Raw genomic sequence first — 23581 nt, 5'->3', positions numbered from 1 at the left:
CCCGTGTAGGGCCGTTCGGCCCCCGGCGGGGACCTCGGGTCCCTGCCGTCCCGGGGGCGCCGGACCGGAGACTTGCGGTGCGTCCCCCGAGGAGGTCCGCACATACCGCACGACTGAGACGGGCCACCACCGACGCCGGCGACCGATGCCGCCGGCCCGGCACCGCCACCCGGGCCGGTCGGCCCCCGCCCGGGACCAGCGGCCCCTGCCGCCCGGGCCCCCGAGAAACCACGCTGGAATCGGATCCCTTGCCCCAGGAGGTGGAGATCATGCTCCGCACTGTCACCGCAGGCCTCGACGGCTCGCCCGAGAGCCGGGCCGCCGCGGAGTGGGCGGCCCGCGAGGCGGCCCTGCGCAGCCTGCCGCTGAAGCTCGTCCATGTGTGGGAGCCGGTACCGGAGCCGATGGCACAGGCCCCGTTCCTCGGTCCCGAGACCCAACAGCACTGGACCGAGCGAGTCCCGCGCGAGGCCGCCGAGGGCATCGCGCTGCGCCACCCCGGCGTCGAGGTGATCACCGAGCAGCTCTACGGCCACCCGGGCGACGTCCTCGCCGAGACGGCGAAGAACGCCGAACTGCTCGTCCTCGGCTCGCGCGGGCTCGGCGGGCTCGGCGGGTTCCTGGTCGGCTCGGTCGGCCTGTCGGTCCTCGCGCACACCGAGCGCCCCGTGGTGCTGGTCCGGGTGCTGGAACAGGCCGCCGACGAGCACGAGCCGGACCCGGTGGGCATCCCGTCCGCCGCGACGCCCTTCCGGCCCGTGGTCCTCGGCCTCGACACCGCGCACCCGGACGACACACTGATCGAGTTCGCCTTCGACGCCGCCCTGCGCCGGGCCACCTCGCTGCGGGTGGTCCACGCCTGGAACCCGCCGCCGTACTACGCCTACGGCACCCCCGCCAACCCCGCCCTGCACGAGGCACTGGCCCTGCGCGCCGCCGAGGAGCTCGCCAAGGTGCTCAGCCCCTGGCGGACCAGGTTCCCGGGCGTGGAGACCGTCGAGGTCACCCGGTACGGCAGCCCGGCGGTCCCTCTCGTGGACGCCTCCCACGAGGCCTCCCTGGTGGTCGTCGGCCGACGCACCCGCCGCAACCCGCTCGGCGCCCACATCGGGCACGTCACGCATGCCGTCCTGCACCACGCCACCGTCCCGGTCGCCGTCGTCCCCCACGACTGAACCACCCGCCCCGAGGAGTTGACCCCATGAAGGCAGCGGTCGTCCGAGCGTTCGGCGAGCCCCTGGTCGTCGAGGAGCGGCCCGACCCCGAACCCGGCCCCGGTGAGGTCCGCGTCCGGGTGGAGGCCTGCGGGCTCTGCCACACCGACATCCACGCCGCGCACGGCGACTGGCCCGTGAGGCCGAGCCCGCCGTTCGTGCCGGGCCACGAGGGCGTCGGCCTGGTCGAGGCCCTCGGCGCCGGCGTCACCCACCTCGCCCTCGGTCAGCGGGTCGCCGTGCCCTGGCTCGGCTCGGCGTGCGGACGCTGCGAGCACTGTCTGTCCGGCTGGGAGACCCTGTGCGAGCAGCAGGTCAACACCGGCTACGGCCGCGACGGCGGGTACGCCGAGAAGATGCTCGCCCGGGCCGACTTCGCGCAGCCCGTGCCCGACGGCGTCAGCCCCTTCGACGCCGCCCCGCTCACCTGCGCGGGCGTCACGACGTACAAGGCGCTGAAGGTCGCCGGGGTGCGGCCGGCGCAGCTCGTCGCGATCTCCGGCGTCGGCGGGCTCGGCCATCTCGCCGTGCAGTACGCCAGGATCGCCGGCGCCACGGTCGCCGCGATCGACGTCACCGACGAGAAACTCGACCTGGCCGCGGAGCTCGGCGCCGACATCCTGATCGACGCCCGCAAGGAGGACGTCGGCGAGGTGCTCCAGCGGCACGGCGGCGCGCACGCGGCGATCGCCCTGGCCGTGAACGAGGCCGCCTTCGCCGCCGTCCACTCCGGTCTGCGGCGCGGCGGCAAGCTGGTCATGGTCGCCCTGCCCGCGCACGGCACGGTCCGGGTCCCCGTCTTCGACGCGGTCCTGGGCGGCACCTCCGTCATCGGCTCGATCGTCGGCACCCGCCAGGACCTCGCCGAGGTCTTCCGGCTGCACGCGGCCGGCCGCACCCGGGTGGTCCACGAGACCCGCCCGCTGGCGGCCGTCAACGAGTCCATCGAGGACGTGCTGCGCGGCCGGGTCACGGCCCGGATCGTCTTCGACCTCGGAGCGGGCCGGTGACCACGGACGAACGGCCCGTCGTCGTCGGCGTGGACGGCTCCGAGCACGCTCTGCGCGCCGTCGACCGGGCCGCCGACGAGGCCGCCCTGCGCGGGGTGCCGCTGCGGGTGGTGTACGCCTCCCTCTGGGAGCGCTACGAGGGCACGGCGCTCGCCGGCGAGCACAGGCCCGCCGAGGAGGTCCGCGCCGACGACATCGTGGCGGTGGCCGCCCGGCGGGCCCGCGAGCGGCGGCCGGAGCTGGCGGTCACGGCCGATGTGGTGGCCGAGGAACCCGAGTACGTCCTGGTACGGGAGGGACGCCGGGCCAGTGCGCTGGTGCTCGGCACCCGGGGCCGCGGCAGCCTCGTCGAGCTGCTCCTCGGCTCGGTCGGCCTCACCGTGGCCGCGCACGCGCACTGCCCGGTGATCGTGGTGCGCGGCGACGGCTCCGGCGCGGGGCCGCACGGTCCGGTCGTGGTGGGCGTCGGAGCGCACGGCAAGGACTCGGCGGCGGTGCGCTTCGCCGCCGCGGAGGCGAGGCTGCACGGGGCGCCCCTGGACGCCGTACGGGCCTGGCGCCGCCCGGCGAAGGAGAGCGGGTATTACCCCCTGCTCACCGGTGAACCCGCCCGTCCGTACGAGGAGCGGGCCACCCGGACCCTGGAGGAGGCACTGACGGGCGTCCCGGCGGACGTCGAGCTGCGCCGCCGTACCGTCGAGGGCCCCGCCCGTGACGTCCTCCTGGACGCCTCCCGGGGCGCCGGCCTGCTGGTGGTCGGCGCCCGGCGCACCCACGGGCACCGCGGCCTCCAGCTCGGGCGCATCGCCCACGGGGTCCTGCACCGGGCCGACTGCCCGGTCGCAGTCGTGCCCGAGCCGGAGTGACGGGCGCTCAGAGACCCGCCGCGTGATCGGGGACGTAGGTCCGCAGATCGCGCGGCGGACGCTGGTAGCCGGTCGACGGCGGCCGCACCGGCAGCTCCAGCACGGGCGGCGGCACCTCGCGGTACGGCACCGTCGACAGCAGATGGGCGATCATGTTCAGCCGCGCCGCGCGCTTGTCGTCGCTCTCGACGACGTACCAGGGCGCCTCGGAGATGTCGGTGTGCACCATCATCTCGTCCTTCGCCCGGGAGTACGCCTCCCAGCGGGTGAGTGACTCCAGGTCCATCGGCGACAGCTTCCAGCGCCGCAGCGGGTCCTCCAGCCGGCGCCGGAACCGCTCCTGCTGCTCGGTGTCGCTCACCGAGAACCAGTACTTGCGCAGCAGGATGCCGTCCTCGATCAGCATCCGCTCGAAGATCGGGCACTGGCGCAGGAACAGCTCGTGCTCCTCCTTCGAGCAGAAGCCCATCACCTGCTCGACGCCGGCCCGGTTGTACCAGGACCGGTCGAACAGCACGATCTCCCCGGCGGCCGGCAGATGCTCGACGTACCGCTGGAAGTACCACTGGGTGCGCTCGCGCTCGGTCGGCTTCGGCAGCGCGGCGATCCGGGCCACGCGCGGGTTGAGGTGTTCGGACACCCGTTTGATCGTGCCGCCCTTGCCGGCCGCGTCCCGCCCCTCGAAGACCACCACCAGCCGGACGCCGTTCGCCCGCACCCACTCCTGGAGCCTCACCAACTCCGTCTGCAGACGCAGCAGTTCCTTCTCGTACACCTTGCGCGGCAGCTCCGCCGCCTTCTTGCCGGCCATGGGACGCACCGTACCCGCCCGGGGCGGTGCCGGCGGGACCATCGGCGTGGTGTGGGGCCGACCGGCCCCTGCCGGTGCCCGCGGCGGCGCGCGACGATCGAAGGGTCCGGGGGGTGTCGGAGGCGGGGGCGGGAGAGCACGGAGGAGGCGAACCGTCATGGCCGACAAGGTGCTGGTCACGTACGGGACGACCAACGGCTCGACGGCGGAGATCGCCGAGGCGGTGGCCGCCGTACTGCGCGAGGACGGGCTGTCCGCCGAGGCGCGCCCGGCGCGGGACGTGGCGAGCGTGGCCCCGTACGACGCCGTGGTGGTCGGCGGCGGACTCTACGCCGGACGCTGGCACAAGGACGCCCGCCGGTTCGTCCGGCGCCACCGCCGGACGCTGGCCGCACGGCCCGTGTGGCTGTTCAGCAGCGGTCCGCTGGACCCCTCGGCGTCCGAGCGGGACATCCCGCCGGTACGGGGTGTGCGGCGGGCGATGACGGGGCTGGACGCCCGGGAGCACATCACGTTCGGCGGACGCCTCGAAGAGGGCGCCCGGGGCTGGGTGGCCGGGATGATCCTGCGCTCCGGAAAGGGCGGCGACTTCCGGGACTTCGCCGCGATCGAGACCTGGGCGGCCGGGATCGCCCATGAACTGAACCGCTCGTAGGACACCGGACGCTTCGACCCTGCCACGAGAGGACGTGACGGTCATGGCCGAACAGACACCGACACCGGTGACGGAAGGGCCGCCCGCCGGCGATCTGGGCCGCCGGCTCGCCGCGCGCCGGGCCGAGCTCGGACTGTCGCTGCGGGAGACGGCCGGCCGGGCCGGTATGGCCCCCAGCTATCTGGCGCACCTGGAGCGGCACCCCGGAGCCGCCCCGAACCGGGGTGCGCTGGTCAGCCTGGCGGGCGTGCTGCGGACCACGGTGTCGGCCCTCACCGGAGGCGACGCCGACCGCCCGCCCGGTACCGGACGGGCCGGGCACACGCCCGAGTTCACCGAGCTGACCCGGACCGAGTGCGGCGACCTGCTCGCCACGCACGGCGTCGGGAGGCTGGCGGTGCCCACGGCCCAGGCGCCGGAGGTCGTGCCCGTCAACTACAGCGTCGTCGACGGCGAGATCGTCTTCAATACCGCGCGGGGCGCGACGCCGTCCCTGGCGGCCGGCTGCCCCGTCGCCCTCGAGGTCGACCGCATCGACGACGTGTTCAGCGAGGGCTGGAGCGTGCTGGTGCGCGGTCACGCGCGCATGGTGACCGACCTCGGGGAGGCGCAGCGCCTCGCGCGGCAGGTCCACAGCACCCCGTGGGCCGGCGGCCGGCGTGACATGTGGGTCCGCATCCAGCCGTACGCCGTCACCGGACGCCGGATCGGCCGGCGCGCACAGCCGAACGCGCCCGCCGGATGACACGACGACACGGCGGACACGACGACGGAGCGACACCGCGGGGGATCGGTGCCGCTCCTGTTCCCAGGGTCGTACGGAAAGCTCCCGTTTCCCAGGTGCCGAAGGTCCCGCTCTCGTCGCCGGACGGCCCTGCGGGCCGTTCCGGTTCCACCCCGGTGCGCCGGGCACTACCGTGGCACATGATCGGACCGGTGGTGTCCGCCATGGTCAGGGGACCTGGAGGAGTGCAGGTGGGAAGCCCCGAGGAGGCCCGGGTACGGCTGCCTCAACTGAGGCTCGACGAGCTGCTGGACGAGCTGCAGGCGCGGCTGGACGCCGCCCGGGGCACCCGGGACCGGGTGCACAGCCTGCTGGAGGCGGTGCTCTCGGTCGGCCGGGAGCTGGACCTGGAACAGGCGCTGCGCAGCATCGTGGAGGCGGCGGCCGTGCTGGTGGACGCCGAGTACGCGGCGCTCGGGGTGATCGGCCCCGACGGCAGACGCCTGTCGGCGTTCCACACCGTCGGCGTCACCGAGGAGCAGATCGCCCGCATCGGCCCGTACCCGGAGGGCCACGGCATCCTGGGGGAGCTGATCCGCAACCCCGAGCCGCTGCGGCTGGCGAAGATCTCCGAGCATCCGTCGTCGTACGGTTTCCCGGCCCACCATCCGCCGATGAACACCTTCCTCGGCGTCCCGATCCGGGTCCGGGACCAGGTGTTCGGCAACCTCTACCTGACCGAGAAACGGGGCGGCGGCCAGTTCGACGAGGAGGACGTCTCCGTCACGCTCACGCTGGCCGTGGCCGCCGGTGTGGCCATCGACAACGCCCGGCTGTACGCGGAGTCCCGGCTGCGGGAGCGCTGGCTGGGGGCGAACGCCGAGATCACCCACAGCCTGATGTCGGGGGCCGAGCGGGCCGAGGCGCTCGGTCTGATCGCCGAGCGGGCCCGGGAGATCACCGGGGCGGCGCTGTCCGTGGTCGCCATGCCCATGGAGGAGACGGGCTCCCTCACCGTGGAACTCGCCCTCGGGCAGGAGGCCGAGGCGCTGCGGGGCCTGGTCCTGCCGGTCGGGGGCAACCTCATCGGCGAGGCGTTCTCCACGGTGACCGCCGTGATCAGCGCGGACGTCACCGAGGACGAGCGGATGCCGGCGGGGCCCCTGCGCCTGAAGGGGCTCGGCCCGGCGGTGGCCGTCCCGGTGGGCACGCAGGACAGCGGCGTACGCGGTGTCGTCCTGCTGGTCAGGGCGTCCGGGGACACCCCGTTCGCCGAGAAGGAGACCGCGCCCCTGCAGGTGTTCGCGGGGCAGGCGGCGATCGCGATGGAGCTGGCGGAGCGCCGGCAGGACGCCGAGCGGATCGCCGTCCTCACCGACCGCGACCGCATCGCCCGCGATCTGCACGACCTGGCGATCCAGCGGCTGTTCGCCACCGGGATGACCCTGCAGAGCGCGGGCCGTTTCATCGAGCATCCCGAGGCGTCCGAACGCGTGGCGCGGGCGGTCGACGACCTCGACGAGACCATAAAGATCATCCGGTCGACGATCTTCGGCCTGCGCGCCCGCGACGGAGCCGACGGGACCGGACTGCGGGCCCGCGCGGTCCGGGTGGTCGGCGAGGCGGCCCCCGTCCTGGGCTTCGCCCCCAGCGTGCGGATGGAGGGCCTCCTCGACACCGACGTCCCCAAGGAGGTCGCCGACCATGCCGTGGCCGTCCTGTCCGAGTCCCTGACCAACATCGCCCGCCACGCCCGCGCCGACCGCGCCGAGGTCGCCCTGACGACCGACGGCCGAGAGGTGCGCCTGTCGGTCACGGACAACGGCGTGGGCGTACCGCCAGGCGGCCGGCGCAGCGGGCTCCGCAACATGGCCGAGCGCGCCGAACAACTGGGCGGCACCTTCGACCTGACGGAGCCCGCCGACGGCGGCACGGCACTGATCTGGCGGGCGCCGCTGACCTAGGGCCCTTCTGACGGATCTCCGCGGCGTCGCGACCCCCGGTCCGGTGCTCCTTCTCCCGCGGAGATCCGTCAGAAGGGCCCTGGGGGCGGCGGTCGTCGATCCCAGCTGCTCACCCGCGATGCGCGGTGCGCTCAGGCCAGGTCCACCCACGTCCCCGACTCGGCGGACCGGGTCATCGCCTCCAGCGCGGCGGCACTGCGCACCGCGTCCGTGAGCGTCGTGCCGTACGGCGTGCCCTCGGCGATCGAGCGCAGGAAGCGGTACGCCTCCACGACCTTCAGATCGTCATAGCCCATGCTGTTGGCGGCGCCGGGCTGGAACGCGCCGTACTCGCCCGCGCCCGGGCCGACGTACACCGTGCTCACCGGCTGGTCCTGGTACGTCGTACCGCGGCTGACGCCCAGCTCGTTCATCCGGCGGAAGTCCCAGAACACCGCGCCCTTGGTGCCGTGCACCTCGAAGCCGTAGTTGTTCTGCTCGCCGACCGAGACCCGGCACGCCTCCAGGACGCCCCGGGCACCGGAGGCGAAGCGCAGCAGACAGTTGACGTAGTCCTCGTTCTCCACCGGGCCCAGCTCGCCGCCGGCGGCGCGGCTGTGGCCGGCCGTCGCCACCGTCGGGCGGGCCCGCTCGGGGACGAAGACCGCGGTGTCGGCGGTGAGCGAGACGATCTCGCCGAGGAGGAAGCGGGCCAGGTCGACACCGTGCGAGGCCAGGTCGCCCAGCACCCCGCTGCCGCCGCGCGCCCGCTCGTAGCGCCAGGTCAGGGCGCCCTCGGGATGCGCCGCGTAGTCGCTGAACAGCCGGACGCGGACATGGGTGACCGTCCCGATCTCCCCGGAGGCGATCAGCTCACGGGCGGCCTCCACCGCGGGCGCGTTGCGGTAGTTGAAACCGACCGTGCCCTGCACACCCGCCTTCGCGACGGCGTCGGCCACCGCCCCGGCGTCCTCGGCGGTCAGCCCCACCGGCTTCTCGATCCAGATGTGCTTGCCGGCCCGAGCCATCGCGACGCCGATCTCCCGGTGCAGGAAGTTCGGCGCGGTGATGCTGACCGCCCGCACCCGCGGGTCGGCCGCCACCTCGCGCCAGTCCCGGGTGGTCGACGCGAAGCCGAACTGCGCCGCGGCCTCCTCCGCCCGGCCCGGCACCTCCTCCGCGACGCGGATCAGCTCCGGGCGCAGGCCCAGTCGCGGATAGTGGTGCGCGATCCGGGCGTACGCCTGGGTGTGCACCCGTCCCATCCAGCCGAACCCCACGACGGCGACACCGAGCGTGCTTGCCATGACACCCCTCTTTGGACCGTTCCATAAGCTCTGTGCCTCACCCTGGGCTTCGAACCCACAGGTGTCAACCCTGAAGCCGTCCTTTGACAAGCCGTCCGGCCTGTGGAACGGTCCACGCCATGAGACCTCCGACGATCCGCGACGTGGCCGAACGCGCCGGTGTGTCGAAATCCCTGGTCTCCCTCGTCCTGCGCGGCTCCGAGCAGGTGCGCCCCGAGAAGCGGCGGGCCGTGCTGGCCGCCGTCGAGGACCTCGGCTACCGGCCCAACGCCGCAGCGCGCAGCCTGAGCGAGCGCCGCACCCGCTCGGTCGGCGTGCTCCTGAACGACATGCGCAACCCCTGGTTCGTGGAACTGCTCGACGGTCTGAACTCCCGGCTCCACGACAACGGGCTGCGTATGCTGCTCGCCGACGGCCGTCTCAGCCGCCGCCTCGGCGAGGACCTCACCCGCACCTTCACGGAACTGCGGGTCGACGGACTCGTCGCCGTCGGTACCCTGCCCCCCTCGGAGGCGCTGCGCGACGCCGCCACCCGCATCCCCACCGTGGTGGCGGGCGCCCGCGAGCCGGATCTGCCCCGCGTCGACGTCGTCGCGGGCGACGACGAGCACGGTGCGCGGCTGGCCACCGAGCACCTCATCGCCCTCGGCCACCGCCGGGTCGCCCACATCGCGGGACAGGGCGTCGTCGGCGCGCTGCGCCGGCGCAGCTTCGAGACGGTCATGGGCGAGCACGGGCTCGCGGCGGACGCGAGAGTGGAACATGGCGATCTGACGGAGGAGGGCGGCTACCGGGCCATGGTCCGGCTGCTCAGCGCCCCCGAGCGGCCGACCGCCGTCTTCGCGTTCAACGACATCGCCTGCGTGGGCGCGTTGTCCGCGGCCGAGGAATCGGGCCTCCAGGTGCCCCGGGACCTCTCCCTCGTCGGCTACGACAACACCTATCTCTCCCGGCTGCGGCACCTGTGGCTCACCACGGTGGACAACGCCAGTCACGACGTCGGGCGCGGCGCCGCCCAGCACCTCCTCGACCGTATCGAGGACCCGGCCCGCCCGAAGCGGACCGTCCTGTCGCCGCCGACCCTCGAGGTGCGCGGGACGACCGCACCCCCGGCGCGCTGAGCCGCCGCTCTCAGCTGCTCCCGACTTCCCGTCCACACAGGGAAATCGCTGCGAAGTGGCCGGGAACTCGGGGCCGTCCGCGACCGACTACTGGTTCGTGACACCAGAGACAGAGACCGCCTTCGCGGCGATCCGCGCCGAGTTCGGCGCCGCATCGCTCGCCCGGGTCGAACGGATGCTGGAGCCGGGCGCCGGGAAGGAACGGCATCCGCTGCAGAGAGCGGCCAAGTGGATCCTGCCGGGACTCTCGCCCACGCCCTGGCACGACCCGTACGCCCACGCCGAACTCGCACCCGTCGTACGGGCGTTGGAGGCGAACCAGCTGGCGATCAAGCAGGAGCTGGACGCCGCCTGGGCCGGGCGCCGCGAGGTGTTCGCGGACTACGAGCACTATCTGAACCGGCAGCAGGACTGGCAGGCCCTCCACCTCTTCCGCGACGGCGCGCTCGTCGAGGAGTCGGCGTTGCTCGCTCCCACCGCCCATCGGGTGGTACGGGAGACCGCCGTGGAGACGGAGAAGATCTGTCCGCTCCTCGAATGCCACTTCTCCACCCTGCTGCCGGGCGCGGTGATCGCCCCGCACTGCGACCTGTGGAACTTCAGCATCAACCTGCATCTCGCCGTGGACATCCCCGACGGATGCCGCATCACGGTCGCGGGGGAGACCCGGTCCTGGGCGGAGGGGAAGTGCCTGCTCTTCGACTACTCCTTCGAGCACGAGGCGCGCAACGAGGGCACCCGCCCGAGAACCTGCCTGCTCATCGACCTCTGGCACCCGGAGACGACACCCCCGGAACGGCGCGCGCTGACCGCGCTGTTCACGGAGATCCGCCGCCTCCTGGGGGAGAGCTGACGGCGGGGGGCGACGGATCATGGCCCTTCTCGTGCTGGCGCTGGCCCAGCTCGTCATCTCGCTCGACTACAGCATCGTGTACGTGGCCCTGCCCGACATCGGCGCCGGCCTGGGCTTCGACGACCACGACCTGCAGTGGGTGGTCAGCGCGTACGTCGTGGCCGGCGGCGGGTTCCTGCTGCTGGGCGGGCGGGCCGCCGACCTGCTGGGCCGCCGCCGGATGTTCGTCCTCGCGGCCCTGCTCTACGCGGGATCGTCCCTGGTCGGCGGTCTGGCGCAGAACCCCGGCGCGCTGGTCGCCGTGCGGGCGGTCCAGGGCGTCGGCGGATCGCTGCTGTTCCCGGCGACGCTGTCCCTGATCAACACCCTGTACGCGGAGGGGCCGGTACGCAACCGGGCCCTCGCGGTGTGGGGCGCGGCCGGGGCCGGCGGCCTGTGCCTCGGGTCCCTGCTGGGCGGGGTGCTGGTGGAGGCCTTCGGCTGGCCGTCCGTGTTCTTCGTCAACGTGCCCGTGGCGGGCGCCCTCGCCGTGGCCGGCCGGTGCCTCTTCCCCGCGGACGCGCCCCGCGACCGCGCACGCCGCTTCGACGTCGTGGGCGCGCTGACCGCGACGGGCGGGGTCACTCTCCTGGTGTTCCTGCTGGTGCGGGCCCCGGCGGAGGGCTGGGACACCCCCGCCGCCCTCACGAGCGCCGCTCTCTCCGCCGGTCTGCTGACCCTCTTCGTCGCCGTGGAGCGGCGGTCCCGCGACCCGCTCGTACCGGGGCGGCTGTTCGCCCGGCGCGGCCTGCCGACGGCGATGGCGGTGACGGCCCTGTTCAACGCGACGTTCAGCTCGGTGCCGTACTTCCTCACGCTGTACTTCCGGACCGTCCACGGATACAGCGCGGTCGCCACCGGCCTCGCGTTCCTCGTGCCGGCCGTGGTGGTCGCCGTCGGCACCCGGGCCGGTGAACGGGCCGTGGCCGTTGTGGGAGTGCGCCGCATGCTGGTGGGCGGCCTGGTGCTGGGCGCCGCCGGCGCGGCGGCCCTGGCACAGGCGCTCACCTCCGACGGCTCGTACGCCGGACTCCTGCCGGGGATCGTGCTGCTGAGCCTCGGTCAGGGCGCCGCGTGGACGGGGATGTGGATCACCGCGTCCACCGGAGTGGCCCCCGGGGACCAGGGGATCGCCTCCGGCCTGGCCTCGACCACCCTCCAGGTGGGCGGCGCCGTCGGCCTCGCCGTCCTGGTCGCCCTGGCCGGGGGCGTCGGGCAGAGCGCCTCCGGTCCCGGACTGCTCGACGGCATCCGTACGGCCGTGTTCGCGACGGCGGCCGGCATCGGCTGCGGCGCGCTGGCGCTCCTCGTCCCCCGCCGCACCCCGAGTCCGTAGCACCGCCTTCCCCCCTCCCCGGTGTCCGGCCGCGCCCGGTCGTCCTCCGTCATGCCCTGGAGACCCCATGTTCCCCACCCCCGCCGGTCCTTCCGTACCGTCGTCCGCCGTGCTGTGCGGGCTCGGCGGACGGCTGCCCTCCCGCGCGGTGACCAACGCGCACCTCGCGCGGCGGCTCGACACCGACGACACCTGGATCCGCACCCGGACCGGGATCCGCCGCCGGTACGTCGTCGACCCCGGGCAGGCGACCTCCGACCTGGCCGTCGAGGCCGGCCGCCGGGCCCTGGCCTCGGCGGGCGTGGACCGGGTCGACGCCGTGGTCGTGGCCACGACGACCCCGGACCGCCCCTGCCCGGCCACCGCACCCGCGGTCGCCGCCCGGCTCGGCCAGCCGGGAGCGGCCGCCTACGACGTGGGCGCCGTGTGCACCGGCTTCGTCTACGGGCTCGCCTCTTCCGCCGGACTGATCGCGGCCGGGGTGGCCGAACGGGTCCTGCTCATCGGCGCGGACACCTACTCCACGATCGTGGACCCGCTGGACCGGGCCAACGCGATCATCTTCGGCGACGGCGCCGGAGCCGTCGTCCTGCGGGCGGGACGGCCCGACGAGCCCGGTGCGGTCGGCCACTTCGACCTCGGCAGCGACGGCGCCCACGAGGACCTGATCACGGTCGCCGCCGGCGGCTCCCGACAGCGCTCCCGGCCCGGCGAACCCGGCCGCGAGGAACGGCACTTCGCGATGCGGGGCCGGGAGGTCTACCGGCACGCGGTGACCCGTATGGCCGCGTCGGCACGGGCCACGCTGTCCGGGGCCGGCTGGACGACCGACGACGTCGACCACTTCGTACCGCACCAGGCCAATCTGCGGATCCTGCACTCGGTGGCGGACGCGCTCGCCCTGCCCCGCGAGCGGTGCGTCACGCACGTCGAGTCCGTCGGCAACACGGGTGCCGCGTCCATCCCGCTGGCCCTCGCCGACGCGGCCCGCGCCGGCACGCTCCGGCCCGGCCACCGTCTTCTGCTCACCGCCTTCGGAGGCGGCCTCACCTGGGGCTCCTGCCTCCTGACCTGGCCCGAACTCCCCCGACCGGAACGGATCACACCATGACCGACACCTATGAACGACTCGTCGCCGTCCTCACCGGGCTGCACGACGTCCCGCCCGCCCTCATCCGCCCCGAGGCGACCCTCGGCGAACTTGACGTCGACTCGCTGACCACGGTCGAGATCGGCATCCGCGTCGAACGCGACCTCGGCGTGGACGTCGGCGACGACGAACTCCAGCCGGACCTGACCCTCGGCGGGCTCGCCGCACTCGTCGACTCCCGCCGCGCCACCACCGTCTGACCCCACGGAAGGAAGCACCCCCATGCAGATCAAGGACCAGCCCCGCGACGCGATCGGCGCCATCGTCGAGGACTTCGACCACCGCACCGCCTCGGACGCCGACCTCGCCGCCCTGAAGAACACGGTCTACACGAAGAAGATCGCGGTCCTGAGGAACCAGGCCCTCTCCCCCCGGGAATTCCTCGACCTCGGCCGGCGGCTGGGCCGCCCGGAGACGTACTACGAGCCGATGTACCGGCACCCGGACGTCCCCGAGATATTCGTCTCCTCCAACGTCCCCGAGAACGGACGGCAGATCGGAGTGCCGAAGACCGGGAAATTCTGGCACGCCGACTACCAGTTCATGCCGGACCCCTTCGGTATCACCCTCATCCACCCCCAGGTCGTACCGACGGTAAATCGCGGCACGTATTTCATCGACATGGGAAAGGCCTACGAGGAACTGCCCGACGACCTGAAGAAGGAGATCGCCGGAACGCGGTGCCGGCACTCCGTGCGCAAATACTTCAAGATCCGGCCGCACGACGTCTACCGGCCCCTCTCCGAGATCATCGACGAGGTCGAGCACAAGACGCCGGCCGTGGTCCAGCCGACCGCCTTCACCCACCCCATGACCGGGGAGACGGTCCTCTACGTCAGCGAGGGCTTCACCGTCGGCATCGAGGACCGGGACGGCCGGCCGCTCGACGAGGAGCTGCTGAAGCGGCTGTTCGAGGCCACCGGCCAGCTCGACGAGACCTTCGAGCACCCCGCCATCCACCTGCAGAGCTTCGCACAGGGAGACCTGCTGGTCTGGGACAACCGCAGTCTCGTCCACCGCGCCCGGCACACCACCACCCCCGAGCCGACCGTCTCCTACCGCGTCACCGTGCACGACGAGCGCCCGCTGCACGACGGGATCTGGGCGGCATGACCGACGAGCCCCTGCTGGACCGGGTCCTTCGGCCCTACAAGGCCCACTGCCGCTATCTGCGGTCCGCGGACGTGACCGTGCGGGACGACGGACCGGCCGCCGTCCAGGGCGCGTTCGCGATCCCCGAGTCCTGCTACATCGACGACACCGGGCATCTCAATTCCGTCGAGGTGAACATCTGCTACAACCAGATGATGTATTACCTCGTCGCCAAGTCCGTGCAGGACGGACTGGGTCCGGGGTTCGCCGACTGGACGCTGGACGACTTCTTCGAGCACCAGCTGCCGGACATTCTCATCGCGCGTTTCACGTCGGCCTTCCGACGGCCCGTCGATCCGCGGTCCTTCTCCGGCGAGATGGCGTTCCGCTCCGTCACCCGGCGCAGCCCCGGCGGCGGCCCGCCCTTCCTGCACGCCGAGACCGCGTTCCGCTACTGGGACGCCGGTACGGGCCGCTGCGACGGCGAGGCGACCCTCGCCTTCGTCAACCTCCTCTGACCGGCGAAGGGATCACCATGCAGACGCTCGCCCGGACCACCGGCTTCCACGCCCGGCACCGGCCCACCACCCCCGCCATCCTCTGCGAGGGCCGCACCCTGACCTACGGAGCGCTGCACGAGGAGAGCAACCGCGTCGCCCACGCGATCCGGGCCGCCGGACTCGTCCCCGGCGACCGGGTGGCGTACCTCGGCAAGGAGTCCGAGCACTACTACGAGATCCTCTTCGGCTGCGCCAAGAGCGGCACGGTCCTCGTCCCGGTCAACTGGCGGCTCACCGCACCCGAGGTGAGCCACATCCTCCAGGACTCCGGCACCCGGCTGCTGTTCCTGGAGGAGGAGTTCGGAGCCGCCGTGGAGACGGCACCCGAAACGGTCGTACACCTCGATGAGTTCGAGCGGTGGTGTGGGCGACACCCCGCCGAGGAGCCGGAGTACGAGGCCACCCCGGACACCCCCGTCGCCCAGCTCTACACCAGCGGCACCACCGGACTGCCCAAGGGCGTGGTCCTCGCCCACCGCAGCTTCTTCGCGATCCGTGACGCCCTGGCGCGCGAGGGGCTGGACTGGATCGACTGGCGGGCCGGCGACCTCGCGCTGATCGGCATCCCGGGCTTCCACATCGGCGGCCTGTGGTGGGCCACGCAGAACCTCGACGCCGGGACGACGGTCGTCGCGATGCGCGCCTTCGACGCCCGCCGGGCCGTGGACCTCATCCGCGACCTCGGCGTCACCACCGCCTGCGTGGTCCCGGCCATGCTCCGCATGATGCTCACCGAACCCGGCGTGAGCGCTCGGGACTTCACCACCCTGCGCAAGACGGTCTACGGCGGCTCCCCGATCTCCGAGGCCCTGCTGGAGGAGAGCCTCGCCGTCCTGGACTGCGAGTTCGCCCAGATCTACGGCCTCACCGAGACCGGCAACACCGCCGTCTGCCTGCCCCCGGCCGCGCACGTCCCCGGCGGACCGCTGATGCAGGCGGCGGGACGGCCGTATCCCGGTGTACGCGTCAAGGTGATCGACGGCGACGGCCGTGAACTCCCGCCGGGCGCGGTGGGGGAGGTCTGTCTGCACACGCCGGCCAGGATGGTCGAGTACTGGGGGCTGCCGGACCGGACCGTGGAGACCCTCGTCGACGGCTGGATCCACACCGGTGACGCCGGCCACCTCGACGAGGACGGCCATGTCTTCATCCGCGACCGGATCAAGGACGCCGTCCTCGTCGCCGGCGAGAACGTCTACCCGGCCGAGATCGAGAACGCGCTGGAGGGCCACCCCGGCGTCGCCGAGGCCGTCGTCGTCGGCGCCCCCGACGAGCGCTGGGGCGAATACGTGCACGCCTTCGTCGTACCCGACCCCGAACGGCCGCCCACGCCGAGGGAGTTGCACACCTTCCTGGTCCCGAGGCTGGCGAGCTTCAAGCTGCCCGCCCGTTACGAGTTCCTCGACAGCGTGCCCCGCAACCCCAGCGGCAAGATCCTGCGCCGCGCCCTGCGCGACCGCTTCTGGGGCGACTCCGCCCGCAAGGTCAACTGAGAGAGAACGACATGCCTGCTCCCCTCACCCCGGACGGCTTCCGCGCCGACCTCGCGGAGTACCTGTACCAGCGACCCGACGAGGTCGACCTCGACCAGAACCCCCTCGACGCCGGACTGGACTCCCTGCGCATCACCACCCTCATGGAGCAGTGGCGCGCGACCGGCGTGGAGATCACCTTCGTCGAGCTCGCCGAGCGCACCTCCTTCGCCCAGTGGTGGCAACTGCTCGCGGCACGGCAGGGGGACACCCCATGACCGCGCGCCGACCGCTGCCGGCCGCCCAGGAAGGCGTCTGGACCGGCCAGCGGCTCGACCCCGACAGCCCCGCCTACAACACGGCCGAGTACGTGCACATCCACGGCCCGGTGGACACCGCCGCCTTCGACGCGGCCCTGCGCCACGTCGTCGCCGAGACCGAGGCCCTGAACGTCGTCTACGTCGTCGACGCACAGGGCCACCCCTGGGAGACCCCCGCCCCGGCCGACGGCTGGCGGCTCCACACGGCCGACCTCACCACCGCACCCCACCCCCACACGGCGGCCCTGGCCTGGATGCACCGGGACCTGGCCCGCCCCGTCGACCTCGCCCACGGCCCGCTGTTCGGCCACGCGCTGCTGCGGATCGCGAGCGAGCAGTACCTCTGGTACCACCGCGTCCACCACATCGCCCTCGACGGCTTCGGCCTGTCGCTGGTCGCCCGCCGCGTCGCCGAGGTCTACACGGCCCTGACGACCGGCGCACCGGTGGGGGACAGCGGCTTCGGCACCCTGGCCTCGGTCCGGGAGGAGGAACACGCCTACCGGGAGTCGGCGGCCTTCGCCCGCGACCGTGCCTACTGGACCCACCGGTTCGCCGACCGGCCGCCCGTCGCGACCCCGGCCGGTCGTACGGCCCTCCCGGCGCACACCTTCCACCGGCGCACCGCCGACCTGGGCGCGGAGCGGACCGAGGCCCTCCGGGCGGTCGCCCGGGAGCTGAGGGTCAGCTGGTCCGAGGTGCTGCTCGCGGTGACCGCCGCCCGGCTGCACCGGACGACCGGCGCACCGGAGATCGTCCTCGGCCTCCCGGCGATGGGCCGCCTCGGCTCCGTCTCCCTGCGCGTGCCCTGCATGGTCCGCAACATCCTGCCCCTGCGCGTCCCCGTCACCGACCGGGACAGCACGCGCGACCTCGCCACCCGGATCTCCGGCGAACTGCGCGCCGCCCTGCCGCACCAGCGCTACCGCTACGAACGGCTCCGGCGCGACCTCCGGCTCGTCGGAGGAGAGCGCCGGCTGTCCGGCCCCGGCGTCAACATCATGCCGTTCGCCTACGACCTGCGCTTCGCCGGACACCGCAGCACCGTGCACAACGTCTCCGCCGGGCCCGTGGACGACCTCTCCGTCAACGTCTACGACCGGTCCGAGGGCGCGGGCCTGCGCATCGCCGTGGACGCCCATCCCGGCCTCTACGACGAGACCGACGTCACCGCGTTCCGCGACGGGCTGCTCGGCCTGCTGGACCGGGCCGTCGCCGATCCCGGCCGGCCCCTCGCCGGCCCACCCGTCCACGGTGCCGTCGCCGCGCCGGCGCCCGTCCTGGACGGCGGTCCGCTGCCCGGCCCCGCGCGCCCGGTCCTCGACCTGATCGCCGAGCAGGCCGGGCGCGGGGGCACGGCGGTCGCCGTCGAGCACGAGGGCCGCGGGGTGACGTACGCGGAACTCCTCGGCTCGGCACGCGACATGGCGCGCCGGCTCACCGCTCGGGGGGTCGGCGCCGGGGACCTGGTGGCCGTGGTCCTGCCGCGGGGCATCGAGGCGATCACCGCGATCCTCGGCGTCCTGCTCTCCGGGGCCGCCTACTGCCCCCTCGACCCGACGGCACCCGCTTCCCGCCGGGCGGAACTCCTGGCGGAGGCCCGGCCCCGGCTCGTCCTGACCGACACGTCCCTCTCCCCACCGGAGCCCGGGACCGCCCCACCCCCCGTGGCCGACCTCGCCTACGTCCTGCACACCTCCGGCTCCACCGGCCGCCCCAAGGGCGTGCAGACCGGTCACCGCGCCCTCGCCCGCTTCGTCGCCGGAGCGACACCCCGCTACGGCCTCCGGCGCACCGACCGCGTCCTGCAGTTCGCCCCCCTGCACTTCGACACCAGCGTCGAGGAGATCTTCCTCACCCTGTGCGCGGGAGCCACCCTGGTCGTCCGCCCCGACGACATGACCGACTCGGTCCCCGGCTTCCTGGCGGCCTGCGCCCGCCTGCGGATCAGCTTCCTCGACCTGCCCACGGCCTACTGGCACGAACTGGCGTACGCCGTCTCGACCGGCACGGCCGCGCTCCCCACCGGGGTGCACACCGTCGTCATCGGCGGGGAGCCCGCGCTGCCCGAGCGGGTCGACCGCTGGCGCGGGACGGTCGGCCCGTCGGTGAGGCTGCTGAACACCTACGGCCCGACCGAGGCCACCGTGGTCGCCACGGTCGCCGACCTCCACGACCCCGCCCTCGCCCCGGGAGACGTCCCGATCGGGCTGCCCCTGCCCGGCACCCGCGCGGCGGTGATCGACGGCGAACTCCATCTCCTCGGCGACAACCTGGCCCTCGGCTACCGCGGGGACCACCCCGACACCTCCCGCTTCGCGCCGCTCCCCGCGCTCCCGGAAGCGCCCCGCGCCTACCGCACCGGCGATCTGGCCCGCGTCGGCGACGACGGACAACTGCGCCATCTGGGCCGCTCGGACACCGAGTTCAAGATCAGCGGACATCGGGTGCACCCGGCCGAGGTCGAGAGCGTCCTCCTCGCCCTCCCGGGCATCCGGGACGCCGCCGTCGTGGGACAGGTGCTGCCGGACGGGGTGCGGCGGCTGGCCGCCTACCTGGTCGCGGACGGGCCCGCCCCGGCCCCCGCGCTGCTCAGGGAACGCCTCCGGGCGGCACTGCCGACGGCGCTGGTCCCCTCGGCGATCGAGTTCCTGGACGCCCTGCCCAGGACCGGCACGGGCAAGACCGACCGCGGGGCACTGTCCGCCGCACCGGTGGGCACGGCGCCCGCCGGGCCGTCCGGCACACTGGCCGAGGTCGTCGCCGGAGTCTGGCGGCAGGTGCTCGGCGTGGCCGCCGTCGCCGCCTCGGACGACGTGTTCGACCTGGGCGCCCACTCGCTCCAGGCCATCCAGGTCGCCGGCCGGCTCGGCGCCGCCCTGGGCCGGGACGTGAAGGTCGCCTGGCTGTTCCAGCACCCCACCCCGGCGGCACTCGCGGCCCGGCTGGAGCGGCAGTCACCGCCGTCCGTGCCCGGCGGCCTCCCGGCGTCCCTGCTCACCGACACCGTCCTCGACCCGGACATCCGCCCCGGCGCCGGACCCCGGGCGGGCGGCGCCCCCGACCGGATCCTGCTCACCGGCGCGACCGGATTCGTCGGCGTCCACCTGCTGGCCGAACTCCTGACGAGCACCGGCGCCGAGATCGTCTGCCCGGTCCGCGCGCCGAGCCCCGCCGAAGCCACCGCCCGCCTCCGGCAGGCCCTCGCCACCCACCGGATCCACCTCCCCGGGCAGGCCCGGCTCACGGCCCTCCCCGCCGACCTCGGCCACCCCCGGCTCGGCCTCGGGCAAGGGCTGTTCGACGAACTCGCCGCCACCTGCGGAGCGGTCTTCCACTGTGCGGCGACGGTCAGCGTCCTGCGCGACTACGCCACCCTGCGCGCCGCCAACACCGAGTCGACCCGGGAACTGCTGCGGCTGGCGGCCCGCCGCTCGATCCCCCTGCACTTCGTGTCGACGCTCTCCGTCGCGCCCCCGCTCGGCCTCGCGCCCGAGGTGCCGGAGGCGTTCCTCGCGCCCCACGCCGGACTGCGCCACGGCTACCAGCAGTCGAAGTGGGCGGCGGAGCGGCTCCTGGAACAGGCGGCCGAGCGGGGGCTGCCGGTCACCGTGCACCGGCTCGGCCGGGTCGTCGGGCCGCGCACCACCGGATACGTCGACGAGCGCGACTTCCTGTGGAGCGTGCTGCGTGCCGGGATCCCCGCCGGGGTCGTCCCCGACCTCTTCGAGGAGGAGACCTGGACCCCGGTCGACCAGGTCGCCCGGGCCCTCGTTCACCTCGCCCTGCGGCACCGGGGAGCACCGGCCGTCTTCCACCACGCCGCGTCCGCCCCGGTACGGCTGCACGACGTCCACGACTGGCTGGGGGAGTACGGCTACCCCGTGCGGCGGGTGTCCCTCGCCGAGTGGCGCTCCCGGCTCTCGCCCGCCTCCGGCGTCGCGGCGACCACGCTCGCCTTCTTCGACTCCCTGGACGCCTCCGGCGGCGGCACCGATCTCCGCCTCGGGCGGATCCGCTGCGACCACGTCGTGACCGGACTGCGCGACAGCGGCCTCGCGTTCCCGCCCGTCGACCGCGACCTCGTCTTCCGTTACCTGGACCATCTCGTGACGGCCGGACTGCTCCCCGCACCGGCCGGAAAACATGGCCAACTCCGCATCTCCACAAGGTAGTTGAGAATCCCCGGGAACTCACCGGCACCGCCCCGCGACTACTGGGGCAGAACCCCCGCACCCCGAACCAAGGAGCATCCGCATGTCCAAGAAACGGCCGGCCGCCGTCGCCCTGGCCGGCGCCCTCTGTCTGGTCACCACGGCCTGCGCCGGCTCCTCGACCGGCAGCGGCGGCGCCTCCGGTGACGAGGCGTCCGCCGTCGCCGCGAAGTCCGGCTACCCGGTGACCCTGAAGAACTGCGGGGTCTCGGAGAAGTTCACACAGGCGCCCGGCCGGGTCGTCGTCATGAACGGCGCCTCGGTCGCCGAGGTCTCCACCCTGCTCGCCCTCGGCCTCGGGGACCGGGTCGTCGCCAACCAGCAGAGCTACGGCATGTCCGAGGTGGCCGGCCGCGCCGCCGCGATCAAGGCCCTGCCCACCGGTGACGTGACACTGAACGACGCCTACGACATCCCCCGCGAGGCGATGATCGGGCTGCGCCCCGACCTGGTGCTGTCCACGACGTCGTACGGCTTCGACGAGAAGAACGGGTTCGCGACCCGCGAGCAGCTCCAGCAGGTCGGCGCCCACTCCTACGTCTCGCCGCAGGGCTGCGACCAGGACACCTCGAAGATGACCATCGCCGACAGCTACCGGCTGCTGCGCGACATGGGCAAGATCTTCAACGTAGGCGAGAAGGCCGAACAGCTCGTCGCCGCCTCGGAGAAGAACATCGCGGCCGTCTCGGCCGAGGTCGAGGGCGAGAAGAAGCCCAAGGTCATGGTGCTGTTCTCCAACATGACCATGGGCGGCAACGACTTCAGCTCGGTCGTCGCCAAGGGCATCTACAACGACATCCTCGCCAAGGCCGGCGGCAGCAACGTCTTCGAGTCGGCCTCCGAGACGTCCTTCGCCGACCTGAGCCAGGAGAAGGTGGCCGCCACGGACGTCGACGCGCTCGTCGTCATCGGCTACAACGACCCCGACCCGGCGGCCTACGCCGAGAAACTGCTGAAGGAGTTCCCCCAGTGGCCGGCCGCGAAGAACAAGACGTACGTGGCGCTGTCGGACTCGATGTACCTCGGCCCGAGCAACGACCTGGCCGTGGAGAAGATCGCCGAGACGCTGCACCCGGACCGGTTCTGAGCCGGCTGCGGCTGCCCGTCGCGGTGACCGGGCTGCTCGTGCTGCTGGTCGTCGTCATGGTGGTGGCGGTGAGCATCGGCGCGGTCACCGTCCCGGTGGCCGACGTGTGGCGGATCCTCCTGCACCACGTCACCGGGCGGGGAACCACCGGCGATCCGGCCCTGGACCAGATCGTCTGGGCCTTCCGCGCCCCCCGGGTCGCCCTGGCCGCGCTCGTCGGCGCGGGACTCGCGGTCACCGGGGCCGTCCTGCAGACCCTCGTCGCCAACCCGCTCGCCGACCCGGTCGTGCTCGGCTTCTCCTACGGCGCCTCGTTCGGCGCCGTGCTGGTCATCACCCTCGGCGGGGCCGCCCTCGGCGGACTCGGCGTCTCGGGCGCGGCGTTCGTCGGCGCCCTCGCGGCCGGGGCGCTGGTCTTCGTCCTGGGACAGCGACAGGGCCGCCTGGCCCCGACCAGGCTCGTGCTGGCCGGGGTCGCCGTCGGCTATGTCCTGCTGTCCGTCACCAGCTTCGTCCAACTCCTCGCGACACCCACGGAGTTGCGGACGGTGATGTTCTGGATGCTGGGCAGTGTCGCGGGCGCCCGGTGGAGCCAACTGCCCACCGTCACGGTGGTCGTCCTGACGAGCACCGTCCTGCTGACCCTGTTCGGGCGACGGCTCAACGCCCTGCTCGCCGGCGACGAGTCCGCCACCGCGCTCGGCGTGGACGTGAACCGGCTGCGCGCCGCCCTGCTGGTGATCAGCGCGCTGCTCACCGGGACCGTCATCGCCGTCGCGGGCGGCATCGGGTTCGTCGGCCTGATGATCCCCCACCTCGTCCGCCTCACGACCGGCGCCGACCACCGCCGACTCCTGCCGCTCACCGCACTCCTCGGCGCGGTCTACCTGGTGGTCGTGGACCTGCTCTCCCGTACCGTCAACCGCCCCAACGAACTGCCGCTGGGCATCCTCACCGCCCTGCTCGGCGCCCCCTTCTTCCTGTGGCTGCTGCGCCGCGACAAAGGCATGGACTCCGCATGAGACTGACGGTCGATCAACTCCACGTCACCCTGGACGGCAAGCCGATCCTGCGCGAGGTCACCCTCGCGGCCGGGAAGGGCGACGTCGTGGGCCTCGTCGGGCCCAACGGCAGCGGCAAGTCCACCCTGCTGCGCACGGTCTACCGCTCGCTGCGCCCCGCGGGCGGGGTGGTCCGGGTGGGCGGCGACGACGTGTGGGAGCTGCCCGCACGCACCGCCGCCCGCCGCACCGCGGCCGTCCTGCAGGACGCCGGGACCACCACGGGGCTCAGCGTCACCGAGATCGTCGCCCTCGGCCGCACCCCCCACCACGGGCTGCTGGGCCGCGAGGGGGCGGAGGACCGCGAGGCCGTCGCCGACGCGGTCGCCCGCTGCGGGGTCACCCCCTTCGCGCACCGCGACCACGCCACCCTCTCCGGCGGCGAACGCCAGCGCGTCCTGCTCGCCCGCGCCCTCGCCCAGCGCCCCCGGCTCCTCGTCCTGGACGAACTCACCAACCACCTCGACATCCGGGCCCGCTTCGAACTGCTGGACCTCATCCGCAGCACCGGCATCACCACCCTCGCCGTCCTGCACGACCTCGACCTGGCCGCCCGTCTCTGCGACGGTCTCGTGGTGCTGCACCGGGGCGAGGTGGTGGCGGCGGGCCCCGTCCTGGAGGTGCTCACCCCGGACGTCCTCCGCGAGGTCTTCGGCGTCCGCGCCACCGCCGAACGGCACGCCGACGGCGTCATCCGCATCACCTACGACGCCCGGCCGCTCGTCGGCACCGCACCGACGGGATGA

Annotated in this window: 21 protein-coding genes; 19 read left to right on the top strand and 2 right to left on the bottom strand. The window is 73.5% G+C overall.

The features are described 5' to 3' along the window. The first annotated feature begins 269 nt into the window (after positions 1-269). Genes ABZ464_RS09155 through ABZ464_RS09145 form a run of 3 tightly spaced genes read left to right on the top strand, consistent with a single transcriptional unit; the run spans position 270 to position 3090 of the window. Positions 270-1175, top strand: coding sequence for a universal stress protein (locus ABZ464_RS09155; RefSeq protein WP_359273134.1), 906 nt, complete (start codon positions 270-272; stop codon positions 1173-1175). Between the two features lie 26 nt (positions 1176-1201). Beyond that, entirely contained in the window at positions 1202-2224 is a 1023-nt protein-coding gene (locus ABZ464_RS09150; RefSeq protein WP_359273131.1) for a zinc-dependent alcohol dehydrogenase, read from the top strand. Further along, positions 2221-3090 (top strand): universal stress protein, encoded by an 870-nt coding sequence (locus ABZ464_RS09145; RefSeq protein ID WP_359273128.1) that lies wholly within the window; start codon positions 2221-2223, stop codon positions 3088-3090. Before ABZ464_RS09150 ends, ABZ464_RS09145 begins: the two co-directional genes overlap by 4 nt. Before the next feature lie 7 nt (positions 3091-3097). Here ABZ464_RS09145 and ppk2 read toward each other — a convergent pair whose 3' ends face one another. Further along, positions 3098-3901, bottom strand: a complete 804-nt coding sequence (gene ppk2, locus ABZ464_RS09140; protein ID WP_359273125.1) for a polyphosphate kinase 2 — start codon at positions 3899-3901, stop codon at positions 3098-3100. Between the two features lie 157 nt (positions 3902-4058). Here ppk2 and ABZ464_RS09135 point away from each other — a divergent pair, with 157 nt between their 5' ends. From ABZ464_RS09135 to ABZ464_RS09125, 3 genes are all read left to right on the top strand, one after another. Continuing rightward, the gene (locus ABZ464_RS09135) at positions 4059-4556 is read left to right on the top strand and encodes a flavodoxin domain-containing protein (RefSeq protein WP_359273122.1); all 498 of its coding nucleotides are present in this window, start codon (positions 4059-4061) and stop codon (positions 4554-4556) included. A 43-nt stretch (positions 4557-4599) separates the two neighbouring features. Next, entirely contained in the window at positions 4600-5301 is a 702-nt protein-coding gene (locus tag ABZ464_RS09130) for a pyridoxamine 5'-phosphate oxidase family protein (RefSeq protein WP_359273119.1), read from the top strand. A gap of 230 nt (positions 5302-5531) precedes the next feature. Then, the gene (locus tag ABZ464_RS09125; protein WP_359273115.1) at positions 5532-7244 is read left to right on the top strand and encodes a GAF domain-containing sensor histidine kinase; all 1713 of its coding nucleotides are present in this window, start codon (positions 5532-5534) and stop codon (positions 7242-7244) included. A gap of 131 nt (positions 7245-7375) precedes the next feature. Here the strand turns inward: ABZ464_RS09125 and ABZ464_RS09120 are convergent, their stop codons facing one another. Beyond that, the gene (locus tag ABZ464_RS09120; protein WP_359273112.1) at positions 7376-8530 is read right to left on the bottom strand and encodes a Gfo/Idh/MocA family oxidoreductase; all 1155 of its coding nucleotides are present in this window, start codon (positions 8528-8530) and stop codon (positions 7376-7378) included. Positions 8531-8649: 119 nt separating this feature from the next. Between ABZ464_RS09120 and ABZ464_RS09115 the strand changes: the two genes are divergently transcribed. The 13 genes from ABZ464_RS09115 to ABZ464_RS09055 all read left to right on the top strand — a co-directional run bounded on the left by ABZ464_RS09115 (position 8650) and on the right by ABZ464_RS09055 (position 23581). Continuing rightward, positions 8650-9651, top strand: a complete 1002-nt coding sequence (locus tag ABZ464_RS09115; protein WP_359273109.1) for a LacI family DNA-binding transcriptional regulator — start codon at positions 8650-8652, stop codon at positions 9649-9651. A 97-nt stretch (positions 9652-9748) separates the two neighbouring features. Beyond that, on the top strand, positions 9749-10504 hold the full coding sequence (locus ABZ464_RS09110) for an aspartyl/asparaginyl beta-hydroxylase domain-containing protein (RefSeq protein WP_359273106.1): 756 nt from the start codon (positions 9749-9751) through the stop codon (positions 10502-10504). A 19-nt stretch (positions 10505-10523) separates the two neighbouring features. After that, positions 10524-11879: an MFS transporter gene (locus ABZ464_RS09105; RefSeq protein WP_359273102.1), complete on the top strand. Its 1356-nt coding sequence runs from the start codon at positions 10524-10526 to the stop codon at positions 11877-11879. A 67-nt stretch (positions 11880-11946) separates the two neighbouring features. Further along, a complete protein-coding gene (locus ABZ464_RS09100; RefSeq protein ID WP_359273099.1) occupies positions 11947-12990 on the top strand; it encodes a beta-ketoacyl-ACP synthase III in 1044 nt (347 codons plus the stop codon). After that, positions 12987-13229, top strand: a complete 243-nt coding sequence (locus tag ABZ464_RS09095) for an acyl carrier protein (RefSeq protein WP_359273095.1) — start codon at positions 12987-12989, stop codon at positions 13227-13229. Before ABZ464_RS09100 ends, ABZ464_RS09095 begins: the two co-directional genes overlap by 4 nt. Positions 13230-13251: 22 nt before the next feature. After that, entirely contained in the window at positions 13252-14142 is an 891-nt protein-coding gene (locus tag ABZ464_RS09090) for a TauD/TfdA family dioxygenase (RefSeq protein WP_359273092.1), read from the top strand. Continuing rightward, the gene (locus ABZ464_RS09085; RefSeq protein WP_359273088.1) at positions 14139-14639 is read left to right on the top strand and encodes an FcoT family thioesterase; all 501 of its coding nucleotides are present in this window, start codon (positions 14139-14141) and stop codon (positions 14637-14639) included. Before ABZ464_RS09090 ends, ABZ464_RS09085 begins: the two co-directional genes overlap by 4 nt. A gap of 17 nt (positions 14640-14656) precedes the next feature. Continuing rightward, positions 14657-16174, top strand: coding sequence for a long-chain-fatty-acid--CoA ligase (locus tag ABZ464_RS09080; RefSeq protein ID WP_359273085.1), 1518 nt, complete (start codon positions 14657-14659; stop codon positions 16172-16174). Positions 16175-16185: 11 nt separating this feature from the next. Next, the gene (locus ABZ464_RS09075) at positions 16186-16431 is read left to right on the top strand and encodes a phosphopantetheine-binding protein (RefSeq protein WP_359273082.1); all 246 of its coding nucleotides are present in this window, start codon (positions 16186-16188) and stop codon (positions 16429-16431) included. After that, positions 16428-20648, top strand: a complete 4221-nt coding sequence (locus tag ABZ464_RS09070) for an amino acid adenylation domain-containing protein (protein WP_359273079.1) — start codon at positions 16428-16430, stop codon at positions 20646-20648. Before ABZ464_RS09075 ends, ABZ464_RS09070 begins: the two co-directional genes overlap by 4 nt. A gap of 82 nt (positions 20649-20730) precedes the next feature. Next, positions 20731-21774, top strand: coding sequence for an ABC transporter substrate-binding protein (locus tag ABZ464_RS09065; RefSeq protein WP_359273076.1), 1044 nt, complete (start codon positions 20731-20733; stop codon positions 21772-21774). A 56-nt stretch (positions 21775-21830) separates the two neighbouring features. Then, on the top strand, positions 21831-22796 hold the full coding sequence (locus ABZ464_RS09060) for an iron ABC transporter permease (RefSeq protein WP_359273653.1): 966 nt from the start codon (positions 21831-21833) through the stop codon (positions 22794-22796). Further along, positions 22793-23581 (top strand): ABC transporter ATP-binding protein, encoded by a 789-nt coding sequence (locus ABZ464_RS09055; protein ID WP_359273073.1) that lies wholly within the window; start codon positions 22793-22795, stop codon positions 23579-23581. The genes ABZ464_RS09060 and ABZ464_RS09055 overlap by 4 nt, the downstream gene beginning before the upstream one ends.

It is taken from the genome of Streptomyces sp. NPDC005820 (assembly GCF_040630255.1).
Taxonomy (GTDB): Bacteria; Actinomycetota; Actinomycetes; order Streptomycetales; family Streptomycetaceae; genus Streptomyces.
Note: the sequence above shows the minus strand (reverse complement) of the source record. Positions and strands in the feature narration are given on the sequence as shown.